The sequence below is a fragment of the Caballeronia sp. DA-9 genome (assembly GCF_051615025.1).
Lineage (GTDB): Bacteria > Pseudomonadota > Gammaproteobacteria > Burkholderiales > Burkholderiaceae > Caballeronia > Caballeronia sordidicola.
Window position 1 is genome coordinate 140,319 of the sequence record NZ_CP195135.1, and the last position, 25,531, is coordinate 165,849.

Annotated in this window: 22 protein-coding genes; 7 read left to right on the plus strand and 15 right to left on the minus strand. The window is 56.7% G+C overall.

Annotation, left to right across the window (positions count from 1 at the left end; genetic code table 11):
* Positions 1 to 471: 471 nt before the first annotated feature.
* The gene (locus ACRWA7_RS34980; RefSeq protein ID WP_438397215.1) at positions 472 to 753 is read right to left on the minus strand and encodes a hypothetical protein; all 282 of its coding nucleotides are present in this window, start codon (positions 751 to 753) and stop codon (positions 472 to 474) included.
* Between the two features lie 397 nt (positions 754 to 1,150).
* Here ACRWA7_RS34980 and mnmH point away from each other — a divergent pair, with 397 nt between their 5' ends.
* Entirely contained in the window at positions 1,151 to 2,209 is a 1,059-nt protein-coding gene (gene mnmH, locus ACRWA7_RS34985; RefSeq protein ID WP_438397217.1) for a tRNA 2-selenouridine(34) synthase MnmH, read from the plus strand.
* On the opposite strand, the gene ACRWA7_RS34990 is transcribed toward mnmH, so the two are convergent.
* The 4 genes from ACRWA7_RS34990 to ACRWA7_RS35005 all read right to left on the minus strand — a co-directional run bounded on the left by ACRWA7_RS34990 (position 2,135) and on the right by ACRWA7_RS35005 (position 4,431).
* Positions 2,135 to 2,941, minus strand: a complete 807-nt coding sequence (locus tag ACRWA7_RS34990; RefSeq protein ID WP_438397219.1) for a fatty acid desaturase — start codon at positions 2,939 to 2,941, stop codon at positions 2,135 to 2,137. The genes mnmH and ACRWA7_RS34990 overlap by 75 nt on opposite strands.
* 211 nt (positions 2,942 to 3,152) lie before the next feature.
* Positions 3,153 to 3,893, minus strand: a complete 741-nt coding sequence (locus tag ACRWA7_RS34995) for an autoinducer binding domain-containing protein (protein ID WP_438397221.1) — start codon at positions 3,891 to 3,893, stop codon at positions 3,153 to 3,155.
* 24 nt (positions 3,894 to 3,917) lie between these two features.
* The gene (locus tag ACRWA7_RS35000) at positions 3,918 to 4,148 is read right to left on the minus strand and encodes a hypothetical protein (protein ID WP_438397222.1); all 231 of its coding nucleotides are present in this window, start codon (positions 4,146 to 4,148) and stop codon (positions 3,918 to 3,920) included.
* A 7-nt stretch (positions 4,149 to 4,155) separates the two neighbouring features.
* Complete coding sequence (locus tag ACRWA7_RS35005; RefSeq protein WP_438397224.1) at positions 4,156 to 4,431, minus strand: hypothetical protein; 276 nt, start codon at positions 4,429 to 4,431, stop codon at positions 4,156 to 4,158.
* 900 nt (positions 4,432 to 5,331) lie between these two features.
* Between ACRWA7_RS35005 and ACRWA7_RS35010 the strand changes: the two genes are divergently transcribed.
* Together ACRWA7_RS35010 and ACRWA7_RS35015 are read left to right on the plus strand one after the other, a co-directional pair.
* The gene (locus ACRWA7_RS35010; RefSeq protein ID WP_438397225.1) at positions 5,332 to 5,673 is read left to right on the plus strand and encodes a hypothetical protein; all 342 of its coding nucleotides are present in this window, start codon (positions 5,332 to 5,334) and stop codon (positions 5,671 to 5,673) included.
* 749 nt (positions 5,674 to 6,422) lie between these two features.
* Positions 6,423 to 7,466: a rod shape-determining protein gene (locus ACRWA7_RS35015; protein ID WP_438397227.1), complete on the plus strand. Its 1,044-nt coding sequence runs from the start codon at positions 6,423 to 6,425 to the stop codon at positions 7,464 to 7,466.
* A gap of 670 nt (positions 7,467 to 8,136) precedes the next feature.
* Here ACRWA7_RS35015 and ACRWA7_RS35020 read toward each other — a convergent pair.
* Entirely contained in the window at positions 8,137 to 9,507 is a 1,371-nt protein-coding gene (locus ACRWA7_RS35020; RefSeq protein ID WP_438397229.1) for a hypothetical protein, read from the minus strand.
* 365 nt (positions 9,508 to 9,872) lie between these two features.
* Complete coding sequence (locus ACRWA7_RS35025; protein ID WP_438397231.1) at positions 9,873 to 10,457, minus strand: DUF7713 domain-containing protein; 585 nt, start codon at positions 10,455 to 10,457, stop codon at positions 9,873 to 9,875.
* A gap of 317 nt (positions 10,458 to 10,774) precedes the next feature.
* Here ACRWA7_RS35025 and ACRWA7_RS35030 point away from each other — a divergent pair, with 317 nt between their 5' ends.
* Positions 10,775 to 11,308 carry a nucleoside 2-deoxyribosyltransferase gene (locus ACRWA7_RS35030; protein ID WP_438397233.1) on the plus strand — a complete coding sequence of 178 codons (534 nt, stop codon included), beginning with the start codon at positions 10,775 to 10,777 and terminating at the stop codon, positions 11,306 to 11,308.
* Positions 11,309 to 11,438: 130 nt separating this feature from the next.
* Here the strand turns inward: ACRWA7_RS35030 and ACRWA7_RS35035 are convergent, their stop codons facing one another.
* The 8 genes from ACRWA7_RS35035 to ACRWA7_RS35070 form a co-directional block, all read right to left on the minus strand.
* Positions 11,439 to 11,591: a DUF2256 domain-containing protein gene (locus ACRWA7_RS35035; RefSeq protein WP_082771563.1), complete on the minus strand. Its 153-nt coding sequence runs from the start codon at positions 11,589 to 11,591 to the stop codon at positions 11,439 to 11,441.
* A gap of 373 nt (positions 11,592 to 11,964) precedes the next feature.
* Positions 11,965 to 12,471, minus strand: coding sequence for a hypothetical protein (locus ACRWA7_RS35040; RefSeq protein ID WP_438392298.1), 507 nt, complete (start codon positions 12,469 to 12,471; stop codon positions 11,965 to 11,967).
* A 106-nt stretch (positions 12,472 to 12,577) separates the two neighbouring features.
* The gene (locus tag ACRWA7_RS35045) at positions 12,578 to 13,084 is read right to left on the minus strand and encodes a hypothetical protein (protein WP_438392299.1); all 507 of its coding nucleotides are present in this window, start codon (positions 13,082 to 13,084) and stop codon (positions 12,578 to 12,580) included.
* Complete coding sequence (locus ACRWA7_RS35050) at positions 13,077 to 15,401, minus strand: hypothetical protein (protein WP_438392300.1); 2,325 nt, start codon at positions 15,399 to 15,401, stop codon at positions 13,077 to 13,079. Before ACRWA7_RS35050 ends, ACRWA7_RS35045 begins: the two co-directional genes overlap by 8 nt.
* Positions 15,398 to 16,942 (minus strand): site-specific integrase, encoded by a 1,545-nt coding sequence (locus ACRWA7_RS35055; protein ID WP_438392301.1) that lies wholly within the window; start codon positions 16,940 to 16,942, stop codon positions 15,398 to 15,400. The genes ACRWA7_RS35050 and ACRWA7_RS35055 overlap by 4 nt, the downstream gene beginning before the upstream one ends.
* 2 nt (positions 16,943 to 16,944) lie before the next feature.
* A complete protein-coding gene (locus tag ACRWA7_RS35060) occupies positions 16,945 to 18,183 on the minus strand; it encodes a site-specific integrase (protein ID WP_438392302.1) in 1,239 nt (412 codons plus the stop codon).
* A 193-nt stretch (positions 18,184 to 18,376) separates the two neighbouring features.
* Positions 18,377 to 19,009 (minus strand): TetR/AcrR family transcriptional regulator, encoded by a 633-nt coding sequence (locus ACRWA7_RS35065; protein WP_438397235.1) that lies wholly within the window; start codon positions 19,007 to 19,009, stop codon positions 18,377 to 18,379.
* 169 nt (positions 19,010 to 19,178) lie between these two features.
* On the minus strand, positions 19,179 to 20,585 hold the full coding sequence (locus tag ACRWA7_RS35070; protein ID WP_438397236.1) for an efflux transporter outer membrane subunit: 1,407 nt from the start codon (positions 20,583 to 20,585) through the stop codon (positions 19,179 to 19,181).
* A 282-nt stretch (positions 20,586 to 20,867) separates the two neighbouring features.
* Here ACRWA7_RS35070 and ACRWA7_RS35075 point away from each other — a divergent pair, with 282 nt between their 5' ends.
* The 3 genes from ACRWA7_RS35075 to ACRWA7_RS35085 are packed head-to-tail and all read left to right on the plus strand — an operon-like array spanning position 20,868 to position 25,328.
* Entirely contained in the window at positions 20,868 to 21,989 is a 1,122-nt protein-coding gene (locus ACRWA7_RS35075; protein ID WP_438397238.1) for an efflux RND transporter periplasmic adaptor subunit, read from the plus strand.
* Complete coding sequence (locus ACRWA7_RS35080; RefSeq protein ID WP_438397239.1) at positions 21,986 to 25,093, plus strand: efflux RND transporter permease subunit; 3,108 nt, start codon at positions 21,986 to 21,988, stop codon at positions 25,091 to 25,093. Before ACRWA7_RS35075 ends, ACRWA7_RS35080 begins: the two co-directional genes overlap by 4 nt.
* Before the next feature lie 10 nt (positions 25,094 to 25,103).
* Positions 25,104 to 25,328: a hypothetical protein gene (locus ACRWA7_RS35085; protein ID WP_438397241.1), complete on the plus strand. Its 225-nt coding sequence runs from the start codon at positions 25,104 to 25,106 to the stop codon at positions 25,326 to 25,328.
* Positions 25,329 to 25,531 lie beyond the last annotated feature (203 nt).

Sequence of the window (25,531 nt, forward strand, 5' to 3'; positions counted from 1 at the left end):
CCCAGAAGAGGAGATCTGGGCTGCAGTAGTTTGGGCCTGCGCCTACGCTTTGCGCGCCTGTGCCTTGGCCAGCATTAAGCGAGCTCGCAGGCAATGAGCTCCTGACATCAGGCGGGAGGTCTGCCACGCTGCTATTCAAGTCGCATGTGGGAAAGGGCTTGCCATGTTCAAGCGCATTCCAGAGCTTTTCGATGGGCGGCTTGCATTCTGATTCAGTCTTTGCGCCGCGAGGATCGGCAAGGCACAGCAACACTTGGCAACCCCAATCGTCGGCGAAAACTAAGGAGGGCGTTACGAATGTCAACAGCCCGCCGCAAACTATAAGGCTATGGACTCCGCCTTTCCAAATCAACGGACGAGTCTTTCCACCTATAATGGAGTCAGCCATTTGAGCCTCAACAGTTCCAACAATGGTTAGGTTGATGTCGGTGTTGGTAGCACTAGCATCAACCGCTTCATCTCACGTCGCAGTCACGTCGATTCTTTACGCAGTAACACGTGTACCGTGCTGACGCGCGGGCAAGTCTCTTTGACAAAATCAACCGCAATATCAAGGCGCTTCCATAGCTTCGTCCGCCCCAACGCGGTTTGGACGAGGTAGACCTTCGATTCGCTAGGTATCTTCACGTTCATCAACCACCAGCCATCACGGTCATCACCAGTTTCGCTCTCGCTGGTCTCCACCAAAAACACCTCGTATTCAGGTTGGGCTCCGTCGAGGACCGCGAGGTCCCGTTTCGTCAGCGTGTGCATTTGATCCCTTGCAATCGTTCGTACAGCAAGGAGTAATGCCACGAGACAGCTTAGTTTTCCATGATTCAACCTACCAATCTCACGAAATGCATCGAGTGTTTAACGTTTGATATGATTTGTTATACATGGGAACACGTTTATGGATTTGATTCAACAGATTTATTTGTTGAAGGTGTGTCGCTTCGTAACGCGATGCCACGTAGGGTGGAAGTCTGCAAACGATCCCTTGCGATCCGCACGCATCTCTTGCGGTACGATTGCAGACTGCTCTCTCGCGGAGGACGGCGTTTGCGAGTGACCCGCCTGTCTTGTCTTATGGTAGCCCGACCTTGATTAGTAACGGTGCAGGTGCGCTTAGTATTGACTTACTTCAGATGTTATGGTGGCGGAACGAACTATGTATGACTTGCAAACGTTGACGGGCTTCGATTTGATCATCGACGCAAGGAGCCCGCGGGAATTCAAGGAAGACCACGTGCCGGGAGCTATTAACCTCCCCGTGGTATTCGATGAAGAATACGCTGAGGTCGGGACCACTCATCGGACTGACCCGATGCGGGCTTATCAGATCGGGGTCGCATACTCGCTTAAAAACATTGCTCGTCATTTGGAGCTTCCGTTTTTCCAGACAAGCAAGCGAGCGACCATCCTTGTGTACTGTTTTCGCGGCGGGAAACGGAGCAAGCTTTGGACAGATGCGCTGGAGACAATTGGCTACAAGGTAGAACGGTTACCTAGAGGGTGGAAGGGCTATCGGAACTGGGTGAGAGAAACACTTGCGCAAGTGCCTACCAAAATGACTTTTAATGTGCTTTCTGGTCCGACTGGATGCGGAAAGACGAGTCTGCTTCACGCGCTGCGAAAGGCGGGAGCCCAGATGCTGGATCTCGAAGCGCTCGCTTCACACAGAGGTTCCATAATTGGCGGCATCCCCGGGCATCCCCAACCCAGTCAGAAGTACTTTGACACGCTTCTGCTCGACGAAATAAGTCGGTTTGACCTAGCGAAGCCTATCTGGATCGAAAGCGAGAGCAAGAAGATCGGTCAGGTACAGTTGCCAACTTCATTATTCGAGGCGATGCATCGCTCCCGTTTGTTTATCGTGCACACACCGATGTCAGAGCGTGTTGCGATGTGGCACCGAGAATATCCACATTTTGCAGAAGACCCTGTTGGGCTGATCGAAAAACTAACCTACCTGAAACCGCTGGTAGGAGGGGTCACGATCGACAGATGGAAGGAACTCGCTGAGCGTAGGGAAATGGACGCGCTTTTCGAGAGCATCATGGTTGATCACTACGATCCCGCTTACACGCGGTCAACAAACAAGAACTACGGCAAGACCGGGGAGACGACTGCAATACACTTGGATTCTCTCGACTCAGACTATCTTGCCGCGGTCGCGGAGGGACTGCTCGCGAAGGGTGACCAGTTGTCGGCGCCGTCGCTTGTTTAGGACGTTGACGCGTCTATCCATGACGGAGAACCAAGCCGGCGGCACAAGGCTCAGCCAAAGCATGTGGAAATAACCCCCCGGTAAGGCGGCTCGGGTTGGACGCAGTTGAGTGTACGGCGACCGTCCGTTTTCGTGGTGTGCCCCATGGTATCCGTTGTTGACCAACAGGCAATTGGACAGCCAAAAATCAACATCCCAGGAGTGGATAGCGTCGTGTTGGCTTTGGTGGTCAAAGCCGTAGTGCTGCATGTAACCTACAGTCTCGACGATGAAGACGCTAATTGTCGCGTAACCAAACACGAACAATGACAGCCGCCAAGCTTGCAGCGTTAGCGGCAAGATCACCAGCAGAAGGGCGATCGAGATATTTGCATACAGGCGCCGAGGGATGGAGCGATCTCGATACGATGTTGGATTCAGCGAAGCCCTCAGCGCGCTGAGATACGACCGGACCACGTGAGCCCATGATGACGTGCCCACGGAAGCAGTGGACCCAAACAACGGGTCGCCGAGATGGTCGTGGTGTAATTCATGCGCGAACCTGTAGTGAGGGTAGCCAGCGACCGTAAAAGCAATGTCGCTAACGCCGCGCCAGAGCCGTTCGGTTCGATGGGTCAACTCGTGCAGATGGGCCATAGCGGTGGCACTTAGCACTCCGCTGGAGACAACCAAACCAACAAATTCGACCGGGCCTGCAGTTGTCGCTTCGCGAGCTGCGATTGCAAGCGCCATCGTCCAGCTTAATGCAAACCAACAAGGGATTTGGCGCTCGGACAACCTCTCGATTGGAACTGCACTCAAAGGTGGGCCTCGGCCAATACATGCGTCGAGAAGTGGCACCAAAACTAGCGCAATCGCTACAAACATCCACGCATAACCGGCAGCAAATAGCACGGCGCCTGACAAAGGGAGGCTCAGCGAGAGCCAGAAGCTCCGTCTTGGACTAAACGAGCAGTCCATTGACTTCCGCGAATTTGACTACCTCGGATATGTGGGAAGCACCAACCTTGTCTTTGATTTTCTTGTAGTTGCCGTAGATCGTCTGCACCGAGACATCCATCTCCCTTGCGATATCCTCGGCCGTGAAGCCGTCTTTTAGGTAGCTGACGACTTGCAGGTCTTTACCCGTGATCGAGCGAGACTCCATGATTTCGCGCTTAGCTACGCGAATAGACCAATCAAGCAGCTCCACGGCAAGTGCACGAAAATACATGCGACTCACGGAGAAGATCTTTTCGCCTTCCGCCTCAGTCTTGTCAGACCCCAGGTAAAGCACACCGATTCGCCCCTTGTCGCTCGCGTGTACCGGCACAACGAATCCGCTGCGGAAGCCATGTTCGTGAGCTGAGGTAAGCATATCCTTCTGCCCTTGAGTCGTTACCTCCACTTGGGAACCGAAGATAGGTTCTGTATTGCTGACTGAGTAATCCAAGAACGGATCCGTCATGAACCACTTGTTAGCGTTGTACAGTTGGCACCACTCGGGCCGACATCCTATTAGAAACCGGTGTGAGGCACGGCTTTCAGGGGACTCGGCTGGATTCATTGAGACGAAGACATACGACTCAGCACCCAACGTCGAGACGATCGCCCTCACACAATGCGCCACGTCGGACTCGTCATGCGCAGATATGATTTGGTCAAAATACTTCAAAACTGATGCTTCGGATTGGGTCGATTCCATGCCTCAGTCTCCTTCGATTACCAGTTATTGCTTTAAACCATCATCCGTAAGTTTGCGTCGTATCTCATTGTAAAAAGGCGCAATCTGACTTTTGTACGGGTCGGCATTTGCAAAAACGTCAAATTCGTCAAGCTTGCTGATTAGCAAGACCTGGACCGATGACGCGTCATCTTTCTCGATGATGCGGCGTTCCAGCGAATATCCACGAGATACCTTGAAAAGCTTCAACGTCACCTGTTCGGTGTCGACGTTCACGGATCGTTCAAATGCCAGAGTCTTCGCCATCATCGACCTCGCCGCGATGGTTGTGATGTCCGCACTTCGAACAAACGACGCTCTCTTGATCGATATCTGTAAGGCTCGATACAAACTCGTCGGAGCCACACGCATTGCATTCGACGAGCAACGCTTCGAATTTCGTGCGGCAAAATTGGCAAGTAATATGATGCACTTCACCCTCGGCAAGCACTTCCCATCCATCTGCCATCGGGATGCTGCATCGCGGGCAAACAAAACCCCGGTGTTCGATTTCGTTCATGTTTTCGAAAGGACAAGGTAATAAAACAACCGTGCTACGGTTGCTGTCTAACGAATATGGTAGCGTGAGATCGAGATACGTGTTGGCCGCTGAATCCTTTGCCCGACGCAGCGGTCGCGCCAACTCTGCGATTGGAGAAGCTTTTTTCCAATTGGCAGCGACGTAATATTTAGGTTACCTGAGTGTTTTTTTTCGCGCCGAAGCATGCACGCAAGTCGCGCATTTTTGGTATCGGGTATAACTTCGCGTCCTGATGATGACCGAAGCACAGGTCGAGGTGCCAGCAGACGCGGCGCTCGCTGAGGAAAAAGGCCCGACAAAGTCGGGCCTTCAAACCAAGGCGGGAACCCCCGTTACCGCCTTGGTATTATACCTCTCGTAACTGACCTTTTCTTTCTGCCTATTGGTTTTGTGGTCGGGCGCTTTTTGTTGGTCAGCAGGCGCATAGTAGTAGGCAACTAACACCTACTGTGTGGGCTAACGCACGCTCGACTTACGTTTCGTTACAGGTGTTGCTAAATGTGTACGAGGAGCGCTGTCCATCGAAGCAATTGGTCGGTTCGACGCTTCTGCGAAAACGAATTTTTTGTCGCCGATGAGCGTGCTCCATTCGGCATTTCATCTGGGAGGTAGGCGACAGGTAGGGTAAGAGCCATGTTCGACGCGAGCATAGTGATGCACCCTCAAAACGTCCAGTGGATTTCAATAGCGGGACCGCAGAAACGGATGTCCCCATGATCGTGGCTGAAAAAACTGTGACGATACACTATGCCAAATAGCCAGCGGATGATCGCCCTATAATTGCGAGACAAGCTCATTGAAACAGCGGAGAAATGTCGGTCTCCGGCGCGCAGGTCTCCAGGTAGCGAACCTGCTTCAAGACTTACTGGCCGAAAAGCTGTGAACGCAGCCAAACCCACTACTCCAGACGGTCGATACTTCGTTGTCAAAGGGCGTCTCTGGCGATGTACGAACCCGTCCTTACCTTCCGAACTAAAAGAAAAGTTGGTCAGTGAACTGATGCGAGCCCGCCGAGAAAAGGGCGCAGCAATGCGTGTTGGCGACAGCGTCCGTCGCGAAAAAGCGCGGCAGCGAATTGACTTGATAAAAAATGAACTCGGGGAGCGCGGTCCCGTCTGGTGGTCGGACGATGCACCGGACTTGAATCGGCATATGGCTAAAAACACGCCATATGCACAATGGTTTGCCGGGCTTACCGCAAAACAGCATGAAAAGGATTAAAGCGGTCCACACGCCCTTGGATTTGTTGTGGCCACCATTGGCATTGCCCTTCGCAGCGATCGCAGCACTGGTGATTGGTCTAATAGCTTGAGAAGCGTATTGCAAATAGGCGGGAAACTCTTCGGGCGGGAATTTCCTTTAGAGTACGCGGAAGCGCGGGCTGATCAGGTTGTTCAACAGGGACTGCTTCGGTCCCGTGCATATGCCGCGTCCGACGCTGCTCGACTGCTCCGAGCTTCGTGGTGCCTCGCCCGTATTTGTTCTGTTTGCTTCAAGCGCGACCGTTAGATCTGCCTGACGCGATGCATCGTCACCAAGAAGCTCACCTCGCTCGACTGACGGTGCCTGCAATCCACGGAGCAACGCGCCCGCCTTGCCTCCTGCCCCGTTGCGGGCTGCTCGGGTTTGCGTAGCAAAAGCCTTCACGGAAGAACAATTGGTTGAAGACGGGAAGGCTGTCGCAGCAATACCGCAAGGCCATTGCATGTGACATTCGTTTCTTACCCGCACCTCTGCCAGAGCCGGCGGGTCGCTGAATGTACGGCGGATCTTTTGCGGACTTGCTATTTCTTGCCCCAACTCATCGACGACTCAGGCCGACGTCAGTTCCACGCCTGCACATCCTCATCGATAACAGCGTGGACCTCGTAACCCTCGTCCCCCGGAACTGCTACCCTCTGCGTTCTCGACCGCCGATTGGTCGCACATGGTGAGCCAAGCGTTAGGCAGCCAGCAAGACAGGATTTTGAATGTTCGGTTTTCTGCGTAGTTATTTTTCCAACGACCTGGCGATTGATCTCGGTACTTCAAACACACTGATTTACATGCGGGGCAAGGGTATCGTTCTCGACGAACCCTCGGTTGTGTCGATTCGTCAAGAAGGCGGCCGAAATGGCAAAAAAACCATTCTGGCGGTGGGCAAGGAAGCCAAGCAGATGCTCGGCAAGGTGCCAGGCAACATTGAAGCGATCCGACCGATGAAGGATGGTGTGATCGCTGACTTCAGCATTACCGAGCAAATGATCAAACGCTTCATCCGCATGGCGCATGAAGCGCGCATGTTTGCGCCGTCGCCACGCATTGTTGTCTGCGTTCCATGTGGGTCCACTCAAGTCGAACGACGCGCAATCCGGGAAGCCGCACAAAGCGCCGGTGCTTCGAAGGTCTACTTGATCGAAGAACCAATGGCCGCAGCCACTGGCGCCGGGTTACCTGTTTCCGAGGCGACCGGGTCGATGGTGGTTGATATCGGCGGAGGCACCACCGAAGTGGGCGTCATTTCGCTCGGCGGTATTGTGTACAAGGGTTCCGTGCGCGTGGGCGGCGATAAATTCGACGACGCGATTGTCAACTATATCCGTCGCAATTACGGCATGCTGATCGGTGAACAAACTGCCGAAGCCATCAAGAAAGCGATAGGCTCCGCGTTTCCTGGTTCGGAGGTCAAGGAAATCGAAGTGAGAGGGCGCAACATGTCCGAAGGCATACCGCGCAGCTTCACGGTTTCCAGCAATGAAATCCTCGAAGCGCTTACCGATCCGCTCAACCAGATCGTATCGGCGGTTAAGATCGCCCTCGAACAGACGCCGCCTGAGCTGGGCGCCGATATTGCCGAGCGCGGCATTATGCTCGCGGGCGGCGGTGCGCTACTGCGTGATCTCGACCGCCTGCTTGCTGAAGAGACTGGTTTGCCGGTGCTCGTCGCCGAATCCCCTTTGACCTGCGTCGTGCGCGGCTCGGGTATGGCGCTCGAGCGTATAGACAAATTCGGTAGCGTCTTTTCCTACGATTGAAGACGGCGCTGCAATTTCTTGCGGACGCTATTCGGCGAACTCACGAATAGCGTCCGCAAGGGCCGGCAACCCGCCGCTCAGACAAATTCTCAGTGTCGTGCCCATCGATGAAAATCCAGACCGCTCGCGCGAAGACGCTGATAAGCGCGTGGTTCTGAGCATGGTTTTCAACGGAATCGTCTGTGATGAACGGCCCTTATCCATAGCGATTAGTCGGGCTTTTCGGAGGCTGGCCGATCTTGACCAGTTCGGCCGCTGTGCGTCATAGGCCATTTTGGGAACGGCCAAACAACTGCGCTTGGTTCGGTTGTCTTGACGACCGTGGCCGGAGCGCGGCATCCGCAGGAAGCTCGCAGGCCACTCCTTACGTAGCTGGACGCGATAATCTTCACGGATCCGCAGTCGCACTGGAAAAGCCAGCGCGCGCCGTTCTTGCCGTGGTTCACGTAGTGGGACGCAGTGAGGCGGCCAAAGCGATGGCCAGGCGCAATGTCGATTTGGCGCAAGCAGCCGCATGACAGAGTCTTGCGGTACCTTACGCTACGAGCCTCGAGCACTTTTTCGACGCCACATGCGCACTTGAACCGCCAACGAGAGCCGTCCTCGCGGGCTATCGCGGTGAGCCTGCCAAACGTTCGACCGGTGAGATCAAGTGCCATATCGAATCAGGTCAAAGCAATACGGCTTGCCGTAACAGTTCCAACGCTTTCAATTCGTCCAGGCGACCGGTACGTGCCTTGCCCGCGAGCGTCTTGAGCAGCGCCTCCGCGATTGGTGCAATGCCGAGCAAATCGTCCAGACTGGTCGCGGGTATAAGACGGTACGGCTGCCCGCTGCCTTGCGCTTCAGCGGGCGCTGCAAACTCCTGAAGAGCGGGGGAAGACGAGACGCTACTATCGACGGGTTTCAGGACGGCCGATTCGGCGACGGACGGGGCGGCTTGATAGTCGGGCTTAACGACCGCTTCCGTCTCAAAGGCTACGCCTGTCGGATGGCCCGTGCCACTCGCACCATCGATCTTGGCGATTCGAGCGTCCGCCTTCCGCGCTTTAGTATTCGCAGGCGTCTTCGCCATCGGCGTTTTGGATTCGGCCAAAGGCTGCAGCTCTTCCTGAGTGCCCGCGTGATGAGCCGACGAGGGGATCAGCAATTCCGACACCGACTTGGGAATGTCCGTTTCTGTCCGGGGAACGTCAAACCAGCCAGTGGGCAGACCGAGGCGTTCCGTGAACCGGTTCGCTTCAGCATCGTCCAAGCGCTTTTGCCCATAAAAACGATTGGCCATGTTCGAGTCGCTTAGTCCCATCACCGCGCCGAGCCGCACCTTTGATCCTTTGCGGGCTGTGAGCACGTGCAGGTTAGCGCGACGGATCTTTTCCAAAGCAGCGACATCGGTCAACGGAAGCGATTGCTGAGCCGCCGACTTGGATGGCGCTTTCGTTTTCCCAGGCACCGTCTGCGGTGGCGTTACCTTGCTAGGCTTTGCAGCAGTCGTGTTGCTCTTCGCGACGGCCTTATGCGACCCGCCATTTGTTTTCTTTGGCATTTCCGGGTCTCCGGGCGGATGATCAGTAAGGGTAGGGTGGTGATTGAATTGTGTAGAAGGAGCTGGCCGAATCACTTCCACGTACGCCGATTCCGGTTCAAGGTTTGCGTGAATAAAGTCTAGGGGCGACCTTAAGCGCGCAACGATTTCAGATGTGAGGACAGGATTGGGTTGATCGAAAAAACCATGCGGCAGGCCAAGCGTCGTTTCCATGTGAAAAGCTGTCTCGGGCGTAAACCTCTCGCCATTCACCAATTCGGCTACGCGCGTTAAATTAGAGTCGAGTCCGAGTGCAATGTTTTCTGCGCCCACTGCATCGACCAGCAATTTAAACGAACGCATTTTGAAGATGGATGCCGTATGAGCCGGGTCTCTTGCCGGCGGCGCTTTAATGTACGGCTTGTTCGGTCGGCGCGATGTTGCATCTGATTGTTGGCGCGATTGATGCTGGCCCTTATCTCGAGATCCAGAGTATCGCCCGTGTGGTTGACTCATAAAGTGGGGCTCCCGGTCGTCAAATCACTAACAATTTCCACATTATAGGGCGACGGTGTACCTACAGCGGCTTCACTATAGGGAAAGAACCCGTCCTCAGGATTCAACTCTCTCTGTGCTGCTGTTGGCGCCAGATGTTACCGGGTCGAAGGCAGCGCCCATTAAAGATACAAGATGTCGAACCTCGTGACGCGGGGCCCAACGTTTAAGGATGAGTCGACGACATACTTGGGAAGGGCGTACGCAGTGTTCGCTGGCGGTCCTGATGCGCTTGCTGGGCTCAGCAATTAAGCTACACGGGAGTCAAGATACGAACCGTCTAATCTACCTGACAGCGATCGGGATTGTTGCGGGAAGCCCCCATCTCAGATTTCGTCACTTGGATCGCACAGTTCGAGCTTGAACTGCCATCCTTCAAACGTCATTAGCATGCGCCCGAGCTCGTCCCATTCAACACGGCGCCCATCTACGACGACGCACGGCATACGCGAATGCTCGTCACCGTCCCATTCGATTCTGCCGCGGATTGTCTCGTCGACAATTTGCAACCCGAGATCACCATCTCTTACGTGTACAACCGCAAGCAAACGACGCATCTTTTCAATCAGCCTTCCAAGCAAAACAAATTGATCCGCTTCCGCATCTCCAAGAACCTGAAACCGGTAGCCTGATGGTTGATTCTCGCTAGTCGCGCCGAATGCCTCCAGAGAGAGTTTGTCGCCAAACAACAGACTTCGAAAACGAAACTCGTGAACAGTTCCGCTGGCGTCCGACAGGTGCATCGGTTCAAACTTTGTTTGATCAAAATTGTCGATGCCGGCGTGCTTTGCCATTTCGCGGTTAAAGCAGGCGGTGCACAGCAATCGGTCGCTGTGCTCGTCGCTTCCAGTATGGATGGTGTCGTACTGTGGCACGGTGGCTTTGCAAGCTGCGCATTGACTGACGGACATGACGGAACTCCACGAAATCAAATGAGCGGCGCGTTTCGCAACCGATGATACTTCGCGGGCCCGATGCGGTACGAAAGATCGGCTTTGTTCGCGACGGGCCCATTTTCTCATGCCAGAACGGCCCTGCAACTATATGCGGCCGATCTATTTTCCTGAGAGCGCTTTTGATGTACAAATTTGTTGTAGCTTAAGTGGCATACAACGTCTCACATCAATCAGGTTCCGCCTTAACAGATTGTCTGACTGCCGAGAGATAATTGCTCATGTTACGAGTTTATTGCGCGGGTCCGCTTTTTAACCCAAGCGAGCGCGCTGAGATGGACAGCATTGCCAGCACACTGGAGCTGTCTGGCTTTTCAACCTTTCTTCCGCATCGCGACGGGTTAGAGTTTGCTCAGATCAAGCCTGCGTTGGAACAATGCGGCGCATCGCCCAGCGAAGCGGCGAGGATTATTGATAGAGCGATCTTCGCTTTGGACACTTATCAGTTGCTCCGATGTTGCGATGTCGTTGTGGCGAACTTGAACGGCAGAGTACCCGATGAGGGAACAATCGTCGAGGCGACGCTCGCGTGGCACTCCGGCAAACCGCTTGTGCTGTACAAAACGGACGTACGCTCGATGCTCGGCGGTTCTGACAATCCGATGGTGACAGGACTTGGCGACTTCGAATCAATCAACGATTTGTCCTCTTTGCCGGCTGCCGTAGAGCGAGTCGTCGCCAATCACAGCTCAGAAAAATTATCCGAAACCATGGAATTTGGCGCATCCATAGCGGCGCTTCGGGACAAAAACGACAGTGTCTGCGCCGTTGCGGCGGTACTTTACCAAGATAAGCTTTCGAAAAAGTAACTTGAGGCGCCATACCCATGGTGAGGACCTCTGGAAACACTGCCGATACTTTTAAGCAATTTCGCAACACCAACCGAAAGTTGTTGATCTTTGCGGATTAAGTGTCAGTACAACGGCTACAAAAAGAGGATCACCTCACAGCTGTGCCGCGTGCACTACGACATTTATCCGAGCAGTATTTGACGCTGCTCCAATCGCGCTCCCATTTCTTGCGCCATGTGAATGTGCGGCCACAACTCGCACAAACCTTACTTGGGAGGGTATCTTTTTTCTGCATGCGCATCCGGGACATCCTAAAACCATTGTTCAATGACACTCATTCTGAATCACAAGTCATGTTTGTGCACAAAGAACTGCAATATCCATACGCCCGCAATAGCCAGTCGTTCAACGAAGAGAGTTAAGCGAGTCGAGGTCAAGTAAGGTACTTAGGACAACGAACAAACGTTGATTCTTGGCACCTAGGGCGTGGTGTTGCGAAGGTCTGTTCTTCGACTCTTCCTTTATTTATAAGGTCGAAGTTATCCACAGGCGCAGAGTATTTGTCGAAGTGCTGTTGCGCTAACGAAGAGCACCCCAGCGTTGCGCGCCCAAGCGCGTAGTGACGCAACACCCGTGGCTCATCGCCGACACGACATGCTTGGTGGTTGTTGCGTTCACGCATATTGATCCCCGGCTGCTCTGGTCCCGAGTCGCCACAGCATGTCGATGTTTTTCAGATATGTGGCGACGTCCTCGGGTGCCGCGTGGATGATTGAATGTAGCGAGCTATCAATGCTGTTCACTTCCGCCGTCCACGGATCCTCAAGGCTCGTGCAAACGCTCTCAACATCGTCACGATAACGCTGCAAAGTCGGCTCATCCCACGCGTCTATGACGGCCGGCGCCAGGAGTATCGAGAGCACACCTTTTCGTTCCCCGATGAATCGAACCGGAGCCAGCAGGCCACCAAGGTAAAGGATCAGAATCGCATCGATGATCCGCTCGTCGTGGTCCTCATCCCAGACAATAGCGAAGTCAAGAAACGTGGCGCTCTGGAGCGGATTCAACAGCTCATCGTGCCACGTCGGTACTCGCAGAACGGAGTAGTGACTTCCCCGGCCGAGATGGCCCACGGGACGAGTTTCATCATGCAGCGTCTGGAAGAACGGGCAGTAGGACATGTGACACTCCTTTCGGGAGAGGGCGGCGCCAGCCGCGAGGCTCAGCCATTTCGTGGCAAAGCGTTCGACAACCGTTAGCATACCGCTATAGCGCTAGACCAAGAACTCAGCGTCGCTTCTTCGCCGGGCCACGGGCCGGCTCGACGCGAGAGTCCGGGGACATCGCAGACACTGCCGCCTCCGGCAGCGCACCAAGCTCGGCGAGTTTGTCTCGTGCTTCCCGATACGGCTCGTAGAACTTCGCCCACGTGCTGAAGCCACCCAGTTCACCAACGGCGCGTAGCATGGCGAGGTGCGATGCCGTCAGCAACTCAACGGTCGACTCGAGCTCTGCGATCCGGATATTCTTGTCGGCTAGTGATGTTGCCGTGTCTGCGCCGGACCGTTTCGCAACGCGAGCGCGCCAGCGCCGATACTCCGCCTGACGCTGCTGATATTCAGCGAGCAACTTGCTTCGTGGCTCACTGCGCGTGATAGATGATGCGGCATTGATGGACGGGTGCAGTCGGGCGACGGCGCGTGCCGTAATGTCTGCGTCATCGGCCAGCAACGTTTCGAGGATCTCGCGCATTTCGTTGTCGTTGGACGGTGCAATCTCGTTCGGTTTAGTCATCAAGTACTCCACGTTCCCGGGGCTGTGACAGGTCCGGGCCATCAGGGAAGGGACGTTCTCCTGGTGGCGTCGTGAGGAGCTTCTGTACGCCGGCCAAGCGCTTTTCTGCGTGGTCAAGCTGGTTTTGCCAGCCGATGCTGGTTGATGGTCTAGCCTTGATCGACTCAAGGGCAAGCTTGAACTTGCCCTCGAGCCGGATCAGGTTCTGCCGGTTCTCCGGCAGGTCGGTGGCCGACAGATGGCGGCAGTCCGCGAAGCACTCGAGATGTTTGGGGCAGGGATCGACCGTAAATGAATTCAGGCAATGCCCATACGGTGTGACATGGAAACCGTCCGCTTCGGCGCGCAGGTACTCGTACGCGGCAGTGTCGCCCTCTGTTGCCTGGATGCGCCGGAACGCGTCCACGATCGGGCCATTGGCCTTGCCGCCCTTGATGAGCCTGGCAACCGTGCTGGCTTTTTCACCGAGCATGATCTCGATGTCCTGGGGGATCTCGATCTGGTCCAAATCTTCTGCGAGGCTGCGATGGTCGTACTCGTAACTCTGTGCGACGCTGCGCCGGTTGAAGCGCTTCGAGATGATGGTGTCGGCGACGCCCAGCCGGAACAGCTCGGTGTTTTGCAGATGACGCAGCATGTGCGACTCGATCTTCAAGGCACGGTCTTCGTCGGTCTGTCCGTATTTTTCGAACAGCGACGGCAGGTCCTTCGAGTCGCCGAGCGCCTGTCCGATGAACGTAGGATCAGGCCGGTTGACCGCCATGTAGCGGGTCACGTCGCAAACGCCGTCGTTGCGCTCCTCGGCGAGCGAGCGCTTGGGCTGAACGAACAGAAACTCCCACGGTTGCACCACGCCGACCGCAAGCGGCAGCGGTGTTATATCAGAGACCTTCGTCGGGGTCGCCGAACGGATATGCTCCTCAAGCTCGCCGATGTTCAGATAGCTGTCATGCCATCCCGCACGCTGTCGGTCCCCGATGGCCCTACCGTCAGCACGGCGGACGCGAAGGGTAGTGTGTCCGTCCCGCATTTTCTTTAGTAGTCTGCTTCCGAACTTGTAGACCGCCATATCAAGTCCGACCGGACCGTGCAGATACCGTTCCGTCTGGTGACGATACAACTCAATCAGCACCTCCGGATCGAATTCCTGCCGGTAGCGCTCAATGAACGGTTCCCGTTTGATGTCCAGCCAGAACGGGTTACCCATCAACCGCGTATAGATTTCGATGATGGGCACGAGGCCGTCGCTCGGGTACCACGGAAGCAGACGCCCTGTCTCGCATTGCAGCTTCAGCGTCGCGCGTAGCGGATCTGTGAGCTTCGCGATGTGGTCAAGCGTCTCAGTCAGCAGAGCCCGGAACATGTCGGGAACAGGCTGGGTGTTTTCACGCAGGAAGCGGCTGTCCGACTCGTCGTCCTGCTGCTTTTCCGCGAAGTGCCGGGCCATCAGCGACGTTGAGATTCCACCGGCTTCGCCGGCAGGCCGCCCCTTTGAGTCCAGATACGTCCGCTCGCGCTTCCAGTCGACCGGCAACAGGGCAGCTTCGCCCGCACGCATGCCAGTCACGATCATTGTCCGCACGGCGGCGAACCGCAGATCGTCCATGAACGTCCGCGGGCTCTCGGTCATCACGATCCGGGTCAGTTCCCAGAACGCCCGGCGTTCGGGTAGCCGCTCCTTGCGCTTGCGTGCCTCCAGGTCGGCGCGCAACTCGTCCTGCGACCAGGTATGTTTCGCCTTGATCACGCTTTTCGTACGCATGCGCGCACTGTCTAGCGACGGATACAACTGCCCCACATCGCAGAGGTGCTGGGCATCAAGAATCACCTTGACGATACCGGCGACCAGATCGCCAAGCTTGCCGCTGGCCTGTATCGCTGCTCCAATGCGGATCGCGATACGGAGATCATCAACGGTTAGCTGCCAAGGATCCTTTTCCACGCATGTTGCAACCACCCGGAGCGGGCGCGCGATGTGTTGCATGACATGTCCGGTGGTGTTCCGTTTGAACAGTAACTGTTCGGTAACGGATGCCTTGATCAGGTCCTGCCAGGCCGGCGAGAGAGGGCGCCGGGGCAGTGGCGCCAGGCCCTGCTCAGCGCGCTCCGCATTGATGATCGCGAGCGCCTTCGCATCAGGTCCGAGATCTCGCAGGTAATGGGTCGGTGGCGGTACGTCGCCGGCAATGACAGTAAGATTCCAGCCGACGCCGTCGCATGCGGCGCCTGTTTCGTCGAGAGGCATGTCCCATGACAGGCCTTTCTCATGGGCCAGCGCTTTGCCCAGATCGATGAACGCGGAGTAGTGTGGATTCATCGATTCTCGCCTTCCAGTTCCTCGATGACCGACTGTATTTCAGCGATCGTGCGCTGCAGTTGCAGGTAGGCTGGCGAGCTGGTGTCGCCGCGAGAACTCTGATCGAAGAACACCACTACTTCACGCATGGCGGCTAGCACGTGCTCATGCATCGCCTTATCGTGCAAGGGCATGAACTTCCTGCATCCATAGCACGACGTGACCGGGTTGTAAGGGCAGGCAGGTTGCCCCGAAGAACATCCGCCGATACCTGCAATCGGAATGCCGTGAGGCACACCAGCGATCTGTTGCTCACCTTTAAGAAGGGTGAGCTCTTCCGGGGAGATGAACCGGTCGTGTGCAATTTTCGCCACGCGTCGGTATATGTCCGATGCGCCGAGTGCACGGTTGACGCGCTCCGCGTGAGTGGCAGATGTTTCGTAGTAAACGAGCCCGGTCCGCACATTGGAATGGCCCATGAATTCGGCGAGCTCCTCGTGACTGGCACCGGCGTCAACGAGTCGTTGGGCCGCTGTATGTCGCAGGTCCATGGCCGTACCGAGATCATCAGAACCGATCAGTTTCCTCACCAGCGTGGCAATGCGCGCTCCCGCTTCGTAGTTCGATTGAACAGCAAAGAAACGAGCGGCACCAGCAGCTCCTTCAGCTTGCCGGTGACCATTAAACGCAACGATGATCGGAGCCCATTCTCGCTTGACCCGGCGCGTGAGTGGCTTTCTTTTTGAGGTACTTTTCTGCTTGGCCATATGGAAGGTCAAATGCACCGTCGGCGGACCATCCGGCGCATCCTGCCAGATACGCACATTTCTCATGCTCAGCATCGCGATCTGGATCGGACGCATGGCAAACTGATAGGCACACAGCAACATGCCGGCGTCGCAGAGGTCCTCGTGTGCTGGAGGTGCGCTCACGGACGACGTGAGAGCTGAAACCGTTTCGTCCAGATGCCTCACGATCGCTGCTTCTTCGTCGACCGATAGAAAGACATCTCCAGAATGCACTCCAGCGTGCGAATCTGTTGCAGGACCAGGCAGGGAAGAGCGTATAAATTCTTCATACGTCGGAGACCAGCCGCAAAGTCGGTGGGCACACAGCAGCCGCAGCAGTGTTTTGCCGAAGCGGTACGCATCCTGAGGCAAGTCGCGAGCGCGCATGACGGCCCATTCACGACCGATTTTGTGCGGGCCGGCGTCGACCAGCCTTTCGACTTCGGGAACCGAGAAGTGCATCGCTCCACTGGCTGCCTTGAAGGCGGAAACGACATGAAGTCCTTTGCCTAGCAGAAACAAGAAGAGCTGCTTCACCAGCATGCCATATGCGCCTGGACAACGATCGAAGTCCAGCCTGTGCAGCCGCCCATATATCAACAGTTCGAATACCACAGTGTCCGCGGGCGAAGTGATCGAGCGGGTAGCGTCATCAAATTCGTCGTAGTAGCGGATGATGGGAGGAAGCGCTGGAAGTCGCGAGACCACGTCGGCGATCAGATCTCCGGCCTTGCGAGCGACATCCGCAACGCCGATGCTGCGGGGCACTTGCATGGTCAGAGCCCTTTCGGGATGGCGCGTAGCAACGCTACCTGGTCATCGAAACTGTCATTCCACACGTCCGCTAGCCGGTCCTCGAACACAGCCCGCGCGTAGCGTGAGGGCATCAACGATTTCTTTGACCATCCGAAGAACGCTCGCATCTTCTGCAGTGCCTCATCCATCGCGTCACCGCTATCCAGCAGTTGATGTAAGCGCACGACAGCGCTTGTGTGACGCAGGTCATGCGGCATAACGGAATCCTTGCCACAGCGATCGCTCAATTCACGACGTACCGGCTCCGGCAACACATTCGAGACTTCGCGAAACGCTTTTGTCAGCGATTCAGTCGCGAGCGGGTTGCCAAGATATGAATTAAGCAGGAAGGGGTGGCTCGGGCGGCCGCGATAGTTTTCAACGTAGGTCTGGACCAGCTGAGCCGTTAGCCCACTGACAGGAATCTGTCGGACAGAATGGACTGTTTTGATGCTTGGCTTCGAGTACCGCGAGTCGATCGTCTCATCGGCTTCGCCGTCCTCATATTCGTTCTCCTGCACATTGAGCCAATAACGCGGTGTTTGCCTTTTCTTGTCAAAGCCGGACTTTACACAGTCGGCTGTAAGCAGCAGCAACTCGCCACGCCGCAGTCCTTGATGCAACATCAGCACGAAGGCGATGTAAATGCGCCAGCGGGTCTTCGCACGCGTGAACGGATTCCCACTCGACTCCGGGTCCAGCAGATCGTAAAGCGCCTCCACGACGGATGCTGGCAATGAGCGGACGGTTTCAACCTGACTGGTTTTCCGCACATGCAATTGGCTGTATAAGGTCGAAAGCCTGTGCAAGCGCGCCTCGATGGCTCGCAGGCGATCATCCGGAATTCGGCTCTTGGAACGCCATGTCACCACGTCCGTCACAAACCCGAGGCCGGCATGCCAGCGCAGCTCGTCGGCTCGGGTGGCTCGCGGCCGATTCCGGATCGAGACAAACCACGACTCAAGAACGTCGGCCAGCGCGCCATCATCGACGCCAGCAAGCGCATCGTCGAGACCGTTTGGTCCCAGAATCCGGTCCGCGTGCTGGTAAAGGTCCTCGATGTACCGAAGCTTGCCAGTTTGGGTCGATTCGGCCAGATGGCCCATCGACATGATCAGCCAGACGTTGGCCCAATATCGTGGAATTGCAGACTCACCGACCAGGGTGACGCTTCTCAGTTGGCCCGGAACCAGCGAATCCGATAACTGGAGGAAAGTCATCGATCGACGCAACGGTAAAAAGGTGCCAAATGATATGAAGCTGTTGCGTCGAATCCATGACAGCGAGGCGAAATCCGCAACACTTCTTTAGATACCACTGAAAGTGATAATAAAGCTTATGTCAACTTAGCGCGATCCAGCCGCTTTGTTGAATCGCTTGGTAATTGACTTCAGACTCGAACTGTTACCCGGGCTAAAGAGCAAGGCTTCGAAGCACCAGGCTCGTCACAATGTTCAAACGGCGATCGAGCTCCTCGGCTGGCTCCGATTCGAGCAATCTGGGATGCGAAAAACACATCGACGCCGCTACGATCGCGCTGCATATTTCATCCACTGGGGATTTCTTCTCGAATTCTCCGGACTTTCGACCATCTACGATCACCCGACGAATTGCGTTCTCCACCGCTGCCTGATGGTCGACAGTGGCGCACCAGTTGTTTTCCATCGCGACGGTAACGATCTCGTGGACCTTACGATCCTTCAGAAATCGGTCGCAACTACATTGCATCATGGTCGCGAGCAACCGACGCAAGCGGGCCGTGGCGCGCTCCGGTCCTTCGGCGATCTCCAGCAGACCTGCATCCATTTCGCTCAAGACGTGTGCGACGATTGCCTCGCCGATCGCTTGCTTGGAATCGAAAAAGCGATAGATATACGCGGCCGACACACCAATTGCACGTCCAAGAGCGGCGACGCTTGTCTTCGAGTAGCCATAGTGCCGAAAATGCTCGTCGGCCGCCTTAAGGATTTGAGCACGTCGCTCATGGTCTGCGGGTCCTCGTTGACCAGTAGGTGCGCTGTCAGCTGTTCCGATGAACTCTGCCATATCCTTCACTTGCCGAGTGGCATTGCATTAAGAAAGACGACCGGTCAAATTTCAGCGGCCCGCCGGGCAATCGCATGCGATCGATCGCGAAATATAGCGCGCCCGGCACGCATTTTACCTCGTCCCACCATGCCACATCGGGACCAGAAAGCAATCCGCGAGTTTGAGATTATTCGTCCCAGCCACCTCCCAATGCTAGGAAGGAAGCAACAGCGGCGCGTGCAGCATCGGACTGAGCGACGATTCGCGCGTCCTGGACACGCTGCAATCGATCGTCCGCATCCAGCACCTGCAAGTAACTTTCAGACCCGGCCTGATAGGCCGCCAGTGCCGAGACGCGCGCCCTGGTTAGCGCAGTTTCCCCTAACGCCAGTTGCTGTTCTTGAGCCTCACGCTTGACCACTAACGAAAAGGCGTCTTCGACGTCGGCGGTGGCTTGAAGGATGCTCAAACGATAAGCGGCCAGTGCTTCCGCGTTTTTCCCTTTTGCCGCCTGAACCTCCGCATCCACCCTGCCGAAGTCGAACAAGCGCCACCTCAGTCCGGCAGCCCCTTGAGCGAGCACAGCGTCGCCCGTAAAGAAATTCCCGGCAACCGTCGTAGCGGACCCAACCAGCGAGGACAAGGAAATCTTCGGATAGTACTCGGATAGCGCCTGGCCGATCCGTGCATTCGATGCAGCCAGATGCCGCTCGGCGACAATCACGTCCGGCCGTCGACGCAGCAGAGAAGCCGGACCTCCGGCGGTCTCAATTCCCGGTGGCTGCGGAATCGGCCGCGGGGAATCCAGCGCCTCGTCAGCGGTACCCGGTTCGATACCCATCAAGACGTCGAGACCATTGCGCGCCGATACGAGTGCCGTTTCCAAGGCAGGAATGGTGGCCGCGGTCGTGGCAAGCTCGCCTTGCGCCTGACGCAGCTCCAGCTCAGGTGCGACGCCCCTGCCGTATCGTATTTGCGCGAGCTCGACGCGTCTGCTTTGCGTTGCCGTTTGCTCCCGAGCCAACGCGATGCGCGCCTGTATCGTCCGTACCAGAACGTACGTGTTAGCGGTTTCGGAAATCACGGATAACCGTGCAGCTATGCTCGATGCCTGCGCCGCTTGATAGTCGGCCTGTGCTGCCTCGGCGCTTCGCCTAAGACCGCCGAATACGTCGAGTTCCCAAGTCGCACCCGCGCTTGCTTGGTAGAGCCCCGAGTTGCGATCGAAGCCAGGTTGCGCATTCTCAACTCTTCCTAAAGGGTCTTCCAACGATTGATGCGCGCCTGCGGCCTGGCCATTCAACTGGCCTGCAGGCAACAGCGCCGCGCGGGAAGCCCGCGTCGAGGCTCTTGCCTGCGTGACTCGAGCGGTTGCCTGCGCAAGCGTCAGGTTCTGCGCAAGCGCCGTTGTGACCACACGATTCAGCACTGGGTCGTTGAAGCCTGTCCACCATCGCGACAACTCCGGCGCTGGCGCACTGGCGCGTTCATTGACCGCTGAGCCTCCCTTGAAAGCCGACGACGCCGGGACGCTCGGCGCCTCGTAGTTCGGGCCGACTGCGCACCCGGCCAAGGCAAAGACCGGAAGCAACATTGCTGACAACACCTGGCGTTTTAACGTTGGGGAGGACATGCGTCTGCTCAATCAAAAAGAGTTACGATTGTATATTATCGTTACTTGAAGTCAAGTCGCTAGGTCAGATTTGTCACTGAGGCGGAGCCCTATTTGATCCGAATAATCGGCTAAAATGCAGGAAAAGCATGTGAGATGGCCATTCCGGCGAAGCGCTATCGAACGCTTAGAAAAAAATGAAACAGTAACGTATTGACGAAGTCGTAACTAAAAATCATACTCCCGGCACACACAGGAGTTCTGATGCGAGTTCGTCAACTTTGGTCCCCGCCGTTTATTGGCTTAGTCGCTGCACTGTCACTGGCCGCGTGTAGCAAACCCGCCCCGCAGGACCCGCGCACGGAAGTGCCGCTCGTGGCCGTCGCAACAGTCGCCTCGGCCGCGGATCTCCAGCGCAGTTTCACGGGCGTCGTCGCCGCCCGCTTCGAAAGCGACATCGGCTTTCGCGTCGCCGGAAAGGTCATTCAGCGCCTAGTCGACACGGGGCAGCACGTCGTGCGAGGTCAGGTGCTTATGCGGCTGGACCCGGTCGATCTGTCACTCGGTTCGACCGCGCAGCAGAACGAAGTCGAGGCGGCACGGGCGAAAGCGGTTCAGGCAAAGGCGGACTTGAACAGGCTGAAGGGCTTGGTCGAAATGGGCGCAATCTCGGCTCAGCAATACGACCAGGCAGTTGCCGCCGAGAAAAGCACGGCAGCGCAACTCAGCGCGGCCCTGGCGCAGGCAGATGTCGCGAAGAATGCCGATCGGTACACAGTGCTGGTCGCCGATGGTGACGGCATTGTGACCAATACCTTTGCGGACCCCGGCAGGGTCGTTGCCGCAGGGCAAACGGTGGTTGCCATCGCACGTGACGGTTTGCGCGAAGCAGCCGTCGATCTCCCCGAAAACGTCCGTCGGGTTCTGGGAACCGTAGCCGTCGCGTCCATTTATGGCGTCGACCAGGCACCGGTCACCGCAAGATTGCGCGAGCTTTCCAGCGCTGCCAATTTGCAGACGCGTACCTATGCCGCACGATTTGTTCTGGAAGGTGCGGATCAGAATCCACCGCTGGGCGCGACCGTAACAGTGCGCTTGAGCAACCGCGAAAGGACGAGACAACTCTCCTTGCCGGTGTCCGCGCTCTACGATCCCGGAACAGGACCAGGCGTATGGCTGCTGGATGCGAAAACGTCGACGATCTCTTTTCGCCCTGTCAAGGTAGACGAGATAGGGGAAGAAGAGGCGCACATTTCCAGCGGCCTCCAATCCGGCGATCGCGTCGTGGCGCTCGGTGCGCATCTGCTTAACGATCGTGAGAAGGTGCGGGTCGCGTCCATCAACAGGCAGGGCATGCTCGTGTCCTCGGACGGGGACGCAAAATGAACAGGTTCAACCTATCCGCGCTCGCGGTGCGCGAGCGGGCTGTCGTCTTGTTCCTGATCATCGCAATCAGTCTGTCCGGCGTATTCGCCTTCCTGAAGCTTGGCCGAGCCGAGGACCCTGCGTTCACCATCAAAGTGCTGACGGTATCCGCCGTCTGGCCAGGCGCCACCGCCGAGCAGATGCAGAATCTGGTGGCCGAGCCGCTCGAGAAACGTCTGCAGGAACTGACATGGTATGACCGTACCGAAACCATCACGCGCCCCGGCCTGGCCTTGCTTACGCTGACGTTGAAAGACAGCACGCCTCCGGACCAGGTGCAGGAACAGTTCTATCAGGCGCGCAAAAAGCTGGGCGATGAAAGCCCCAAGCTGCCGAGCGGCGCCTTGGGTCCTTTCGTCAACGACGAGTACTCGGACGTTAGCTTCGCCCTGTATTCGGTGGAAGCGGCAGGATTGCCGCCGCGGCTTCTCACGAGAGAAGCGGAATCTCTCCGGCAGCGTCTGCTGCACGTATCTGGCGTAAAGAAGGTAGACATTCTCGGCGAGCGACCAGAACGCATTTTCGTGGCGTTCTCTTATTCAAGGCTGGCGAATTTGGGCGTCAATGCACGCGACATATTCGAGTCCCTGCAGCGCCAAAACGCCTTGACCGCAGCGGGATCGATCGACGCCAACGGTCCGCAAGTTTTCATCCGGCTTGATGGCGCGTTCGACGACCTGCAGCAGATCAAAACGATCCCCATTGTCTCCAACGGACACACGTTCAGGCTGTCGGATGTCGCCGAAGTCACGCGCGGGTACGAGGACCCGGCCACTTTCCTGATCAGGCACAACGGGCAGACCGCCCAGGTGTTGAGCGTCGTCATGCAGGATGGATGGAACGGGCTCGATCTGGGCCGGGCCCTCGCAGTGGAGGAGAAACAGATATCGGCTGAATTGCCGGTCGGCTATAGCTTCAAGAAGATCACGGACCAGGCGGTCAATATCCGCGAGGCCGTCGACGAATTCATGTTGAAGTTCTTTGTCGCGCTCGCTGTGGTGATGTTCGTCAGCCTCGTTAGTCTCGGTTGGCGGGTGGGCATTGTCGTCGCAGCCGCCGTGCCACTCACCCTTGGCGTGGTCTTCGTCATCATGCTCATGACCGGCCGGGTGTTCGACCGCATCACACTGGGCGCACTAATCATATCGCTCGGGCTCCTTGTCGACGACGCCATCATCTCCATCGAGATGATGGTGGTCAAGCTGGAGGAAGGGGTCGAACGGACCAAGGCCGCCTCGTACGCCTGGAGTCACACGGCGGCTCCCATGCTGGCCGGCACGCTGGTGACGATCATTGGATTCACGCCCGTGGGATTCGCAAGATCGACGGCCGGAGAGTACGCCGGAAACATCTTCTGGATCGTTGGTTATGCGCTGATTGCCTCCTGGGTCGTGGCCGTGACCTTCACGCCTTACCTCGGTGTGAAGTTACTTCCGAAAATCAAGCCCGTTGAAGGGGGTCATGCGGCTATCTACGCTACCCCGAGGTATGAAAAATTCCGCTCGATGGTCGCGTGGGCCGTGCGTCGCAAGTTCTGGGTAGCGGGAGCCGTATTGTTGGTGTTCGTGATGGTCGGGCCCGGCATGGCCGTGGTGAAGCAGCAGTTCTTCCCGACATCGGACCGACCCGAAGTACTGGTCGAAGTGCAAATGCCGGAGGGCACGAGCATTGAGGCAACCAGCGCCGCAACGGCGAAGGTCGAGGACTGGCTCAAGCGACAACCGGAAGCGAAGGTGGTGACGAGCTATATCGGCCAGGGCGCTCCACGCTTCTTCTTTTCATACAACCCCGAACTGCCCGACCCTTCGTTTGCGAAGATTGTCGTGCTCACGCCCGACGAGGCCGCACGCGACGATCTCAAGGTCCGGCTGCGCGCAGTCGCCGCTCGCGGACTTGCGCCGGAGGCGCGCATTCGCGTTACGCAACTGGTATTCGGCCCGTACTCGCCCTTCCCCGTCGCCTTCAGAGTGATGGGCCCTGATAACAAGCAGGTTGGCGTCATCGCCAAGCGTGTGGCCGGGATCATGCGTGCCAACCCACATATGCGCCAGGTCAACGAAGACTGGAGCGAACGTGCGCCGACAGTCCATTTCGTTCTCGATCAGGACCGTCTTCGTGCCATCGGTCTTACTTCCGCCGATGCCGCACAACAACTGCAATTCCTGCTGACAGGGGTTCCCGTTACCCAGTTCCGCGAAGACATCCGTACGGTCGATGTCGTCGCGCGGAGTACCGGTCCTGAACGACTCGACCCGTCCCGGCTCGGGGACCTCGACCTGACCAGCAGCGACGGGCATCTGATTCCACTTTCCCAGATTGGTCATATGGAGACGCGCTACGAAGACCCGATTCTAAAACGCAGAGACCGGACGCCTACTATCACGGTAAGGGGGGACATCGACGAATCGTTCCAGCCGCCGGACGTTTCTCGCGAGATCGAGCGGGCCATTGCGCCGGTGATCGCTGCTTTGCCGCCCGGCTACCGGATCGAGACCGCGGGCTCGATTGAAGAAGCTGGCAAAGCCAATGCCGCACTGGCGCCAATTTTCCCGATCATGATTTTGCTCACGCTCGCGGTCATCATTGTCCAGGTACGGTCGTTCTCCGCCATGGCGATGGTGTTTCTCACTGCGCCTCTCGGAATTATCGGTACGGTGCCGACGCTGTTGCTCTTTCACCAGCCGTTCGGCTTCAACGCGATCTTGGGGCTTATCGGGTTGTCAGGGATCCTGATGCGCAACACGCTCATTTTGATCGGGCAAATCCATGTGAACGAAAAGGCTGGACTCGATCCCTACCATGCAGTCGTCGAAGCGACTGTTCAACGCGCGCGGCCCGTAGTGCTGACGGCCATGGCGGCGGTGCTGGCGTTCATACCTTTGACCTTTTCCGTTTTCTGGGGATCGATGGCTTTTACGTTGATCGGCGGAACAGCCGTCGGGACAGTCATCACGCTCCTGTTTCTGCCCGCTCTCTATGCCATCTGGTATCGCATCAAACCGACCCCGGACCATAAGTCAGCATCGCCGGCACAAACAAATCGTCTCAACACGTTCTCAGGATAAGGATATTTCAATGAAGCGCAGTCATTCTGTCAGCATTTTGAAGATCGTCACCCTACTCTTACTAACCGGCGCTTGTGCGGCCTGCGCCGGAGGTCTCTCGCAAACGCCGTCGGCGAGTGATTTGGCCAACCTTAACAACGATGCCCCAAAGAGCAAGTCGTCAAGCGGCAACGACGCGTCCTCCGAACAGCGCAACCGCGACATCGGGCAATCAGTTACCGGCAGGACAATGTAGGAGACAAAACGCAAAACCTGCGGCCCTACTCTAAATGGGCTGCAGATAGTAATTCGTATCCCGGTGAAACATCTTCCCCAGTCGTCGGGAATGCCCTCAGTCCGCCCACAACGCAGGATCTTTTTGTTTAAGCCCCGAATATTTAAAGCAGCAGAAGTTAATGAAATTTAGATGCCCAGTTACATGGGTACATATAAGCGCAC

Bases quoted from the DNA above. Each gene is read 5' to 3' on its own strand.
- ACRWA7_RS34980 (WP_438397215.1), bottom strand. From the start codon at position 753: ATGCACACGCTGACGAAACGGGACCTCGCGGTCCTCGACGGAGCCCAA.
- mnmH (WP_438397217.1), top strand. From the start codon at position 1,151: ATGTATGACTTGCAAACGTTGACGGGCTTCGATTTGATCATCGACGCA.
- ACRWA7_RS34990 (WP_438397219.1), bottom strand. From the start codon at position 2,941: ATGGCGCTTGCAATCGCAGCTCGCGAAGCGACAACTGCAGGCCCGGTC.
- ACRWA7_RS34995 (WP_438397221.1), bottom strand. From the start codon at position 3,893: ATGGAATCGACCCAATCCGAAGCATCAGTTTTGAAGTATTTTGACCAA.
- ACRWA7_RS35005 (WP_438397224.1), bottom strand. From the start codon at position 4,431: ATGAACGAAATCGAACACCGGGGTTTTGTTTGCCCGCGATGCAGCATC.
- ACRWA7_RS35015 (WP_438397227.1), top strand. From the start codon at position 6,423: ATGTTCGGTTTTCTGCGTAGTTATTTTTCCAACGACCTGGCGATTGAT.
- ACRWA7_RS35020 (WP_438397229.1), bottom strand. From the start codon at position 9,507: ATGAGTCAACCACACGGGCGATACTCTGGATCTCGAGATAAGGGCCAG.
- ACRWA7_RS35025 (WP_438397231.1), bottom strand. From the start codon at position 10,457: ATGTCCGTCAGTCAATGCGCAGCTTGCAAAGCCACCGTGCCACAGTAC.
- ACRWA7_RS35030 (WP_438397233.1), top strand. From the start codon at position 10,775: ATGGACAGCATTGCCAGCACACTGGAGCTGTCTGGCTTTTCAACCTTT.
- ACRWA7_RS35035 (WP_082771563.1), bottom strand. From the start codon at position 11,591: ATGCGCATGCAGAAAAAAGATACCCTCCCAAGTAAGGTTTGTGCGAGT.
- ACRWA7_RS35040 (WP_438392298.1), bottom strand. From the start codon at position 12,471: ATGTCCTACTGCCCGTTCTTCCAGACGCTGCATGATGAAACTCGTCCC.
- ACRWA7_RS35045 (WP_438392299.1), bottom strand. From the start codon at position 13,084: ATGACTAAACCGAACGAGATTGCACCGTCCAACGACAACGAAATGCGC.
- ACRWA7_RS35050 (WP_438392300.1), bottom strand. From the start codon at position 15,401: ATGAATCCACACTACTCCGCGTTCATCGATCTGGGCAAAGCGCTGGCC.
- ACRWA7_RS35055 (WP_438392301.1), bottom strand. From the start codon at position 16,942: ATGCAAGTGCCCCGCAGCATCGGCGTTGCGGATGTCGCTCGCAAGGCC.
- ACRWA7_RS35060 (WP_438392302.1), bottom strand. From the start codon at position 18,183: ATGACTTTCCTCCAGTTATCGGATTCGCTGGTTCCGGGCCAACTGAGA.
- ACRWA7_RS35065 (WP_438397235.1), bottom strand. From the start codon at position 19,009: ATGGCAGAGTTCATCGGAACAGCTGACAGCGCACCTACTGGTCAACGA.
- ACRWA7_RS35070 (WP_438397236.1), bottom strand. From the start codon at position 20,585: ATGTTGCTTCCGGTCTTTGCCTTGGCCGGGTGCGCAGTCGGCCCGAAC.
- ACRWA7_RS35075 (WP_438397238.1), top strand. From the start codon at position 20,868: ATGCGAGTTCGTCAACTTTGGTCCCCGCCGTTTATTGGCTTAGTCGCT.
- ACRWA7_RS35080 (WP_438397239.1), top strand. From the start codon at position 21,986: ATGAACAGGTTCAACCTATCCGCGCTCGCGGTGCGCGAGCGGGCTGTC.
- ACRWA7_RS35085 (WP_438397241.1), top strand. From the start codon at position 25,104: ATGAAGCGCAGTCATTCTGTCAGCATTTTGAAGATCGTCACCCTACTC.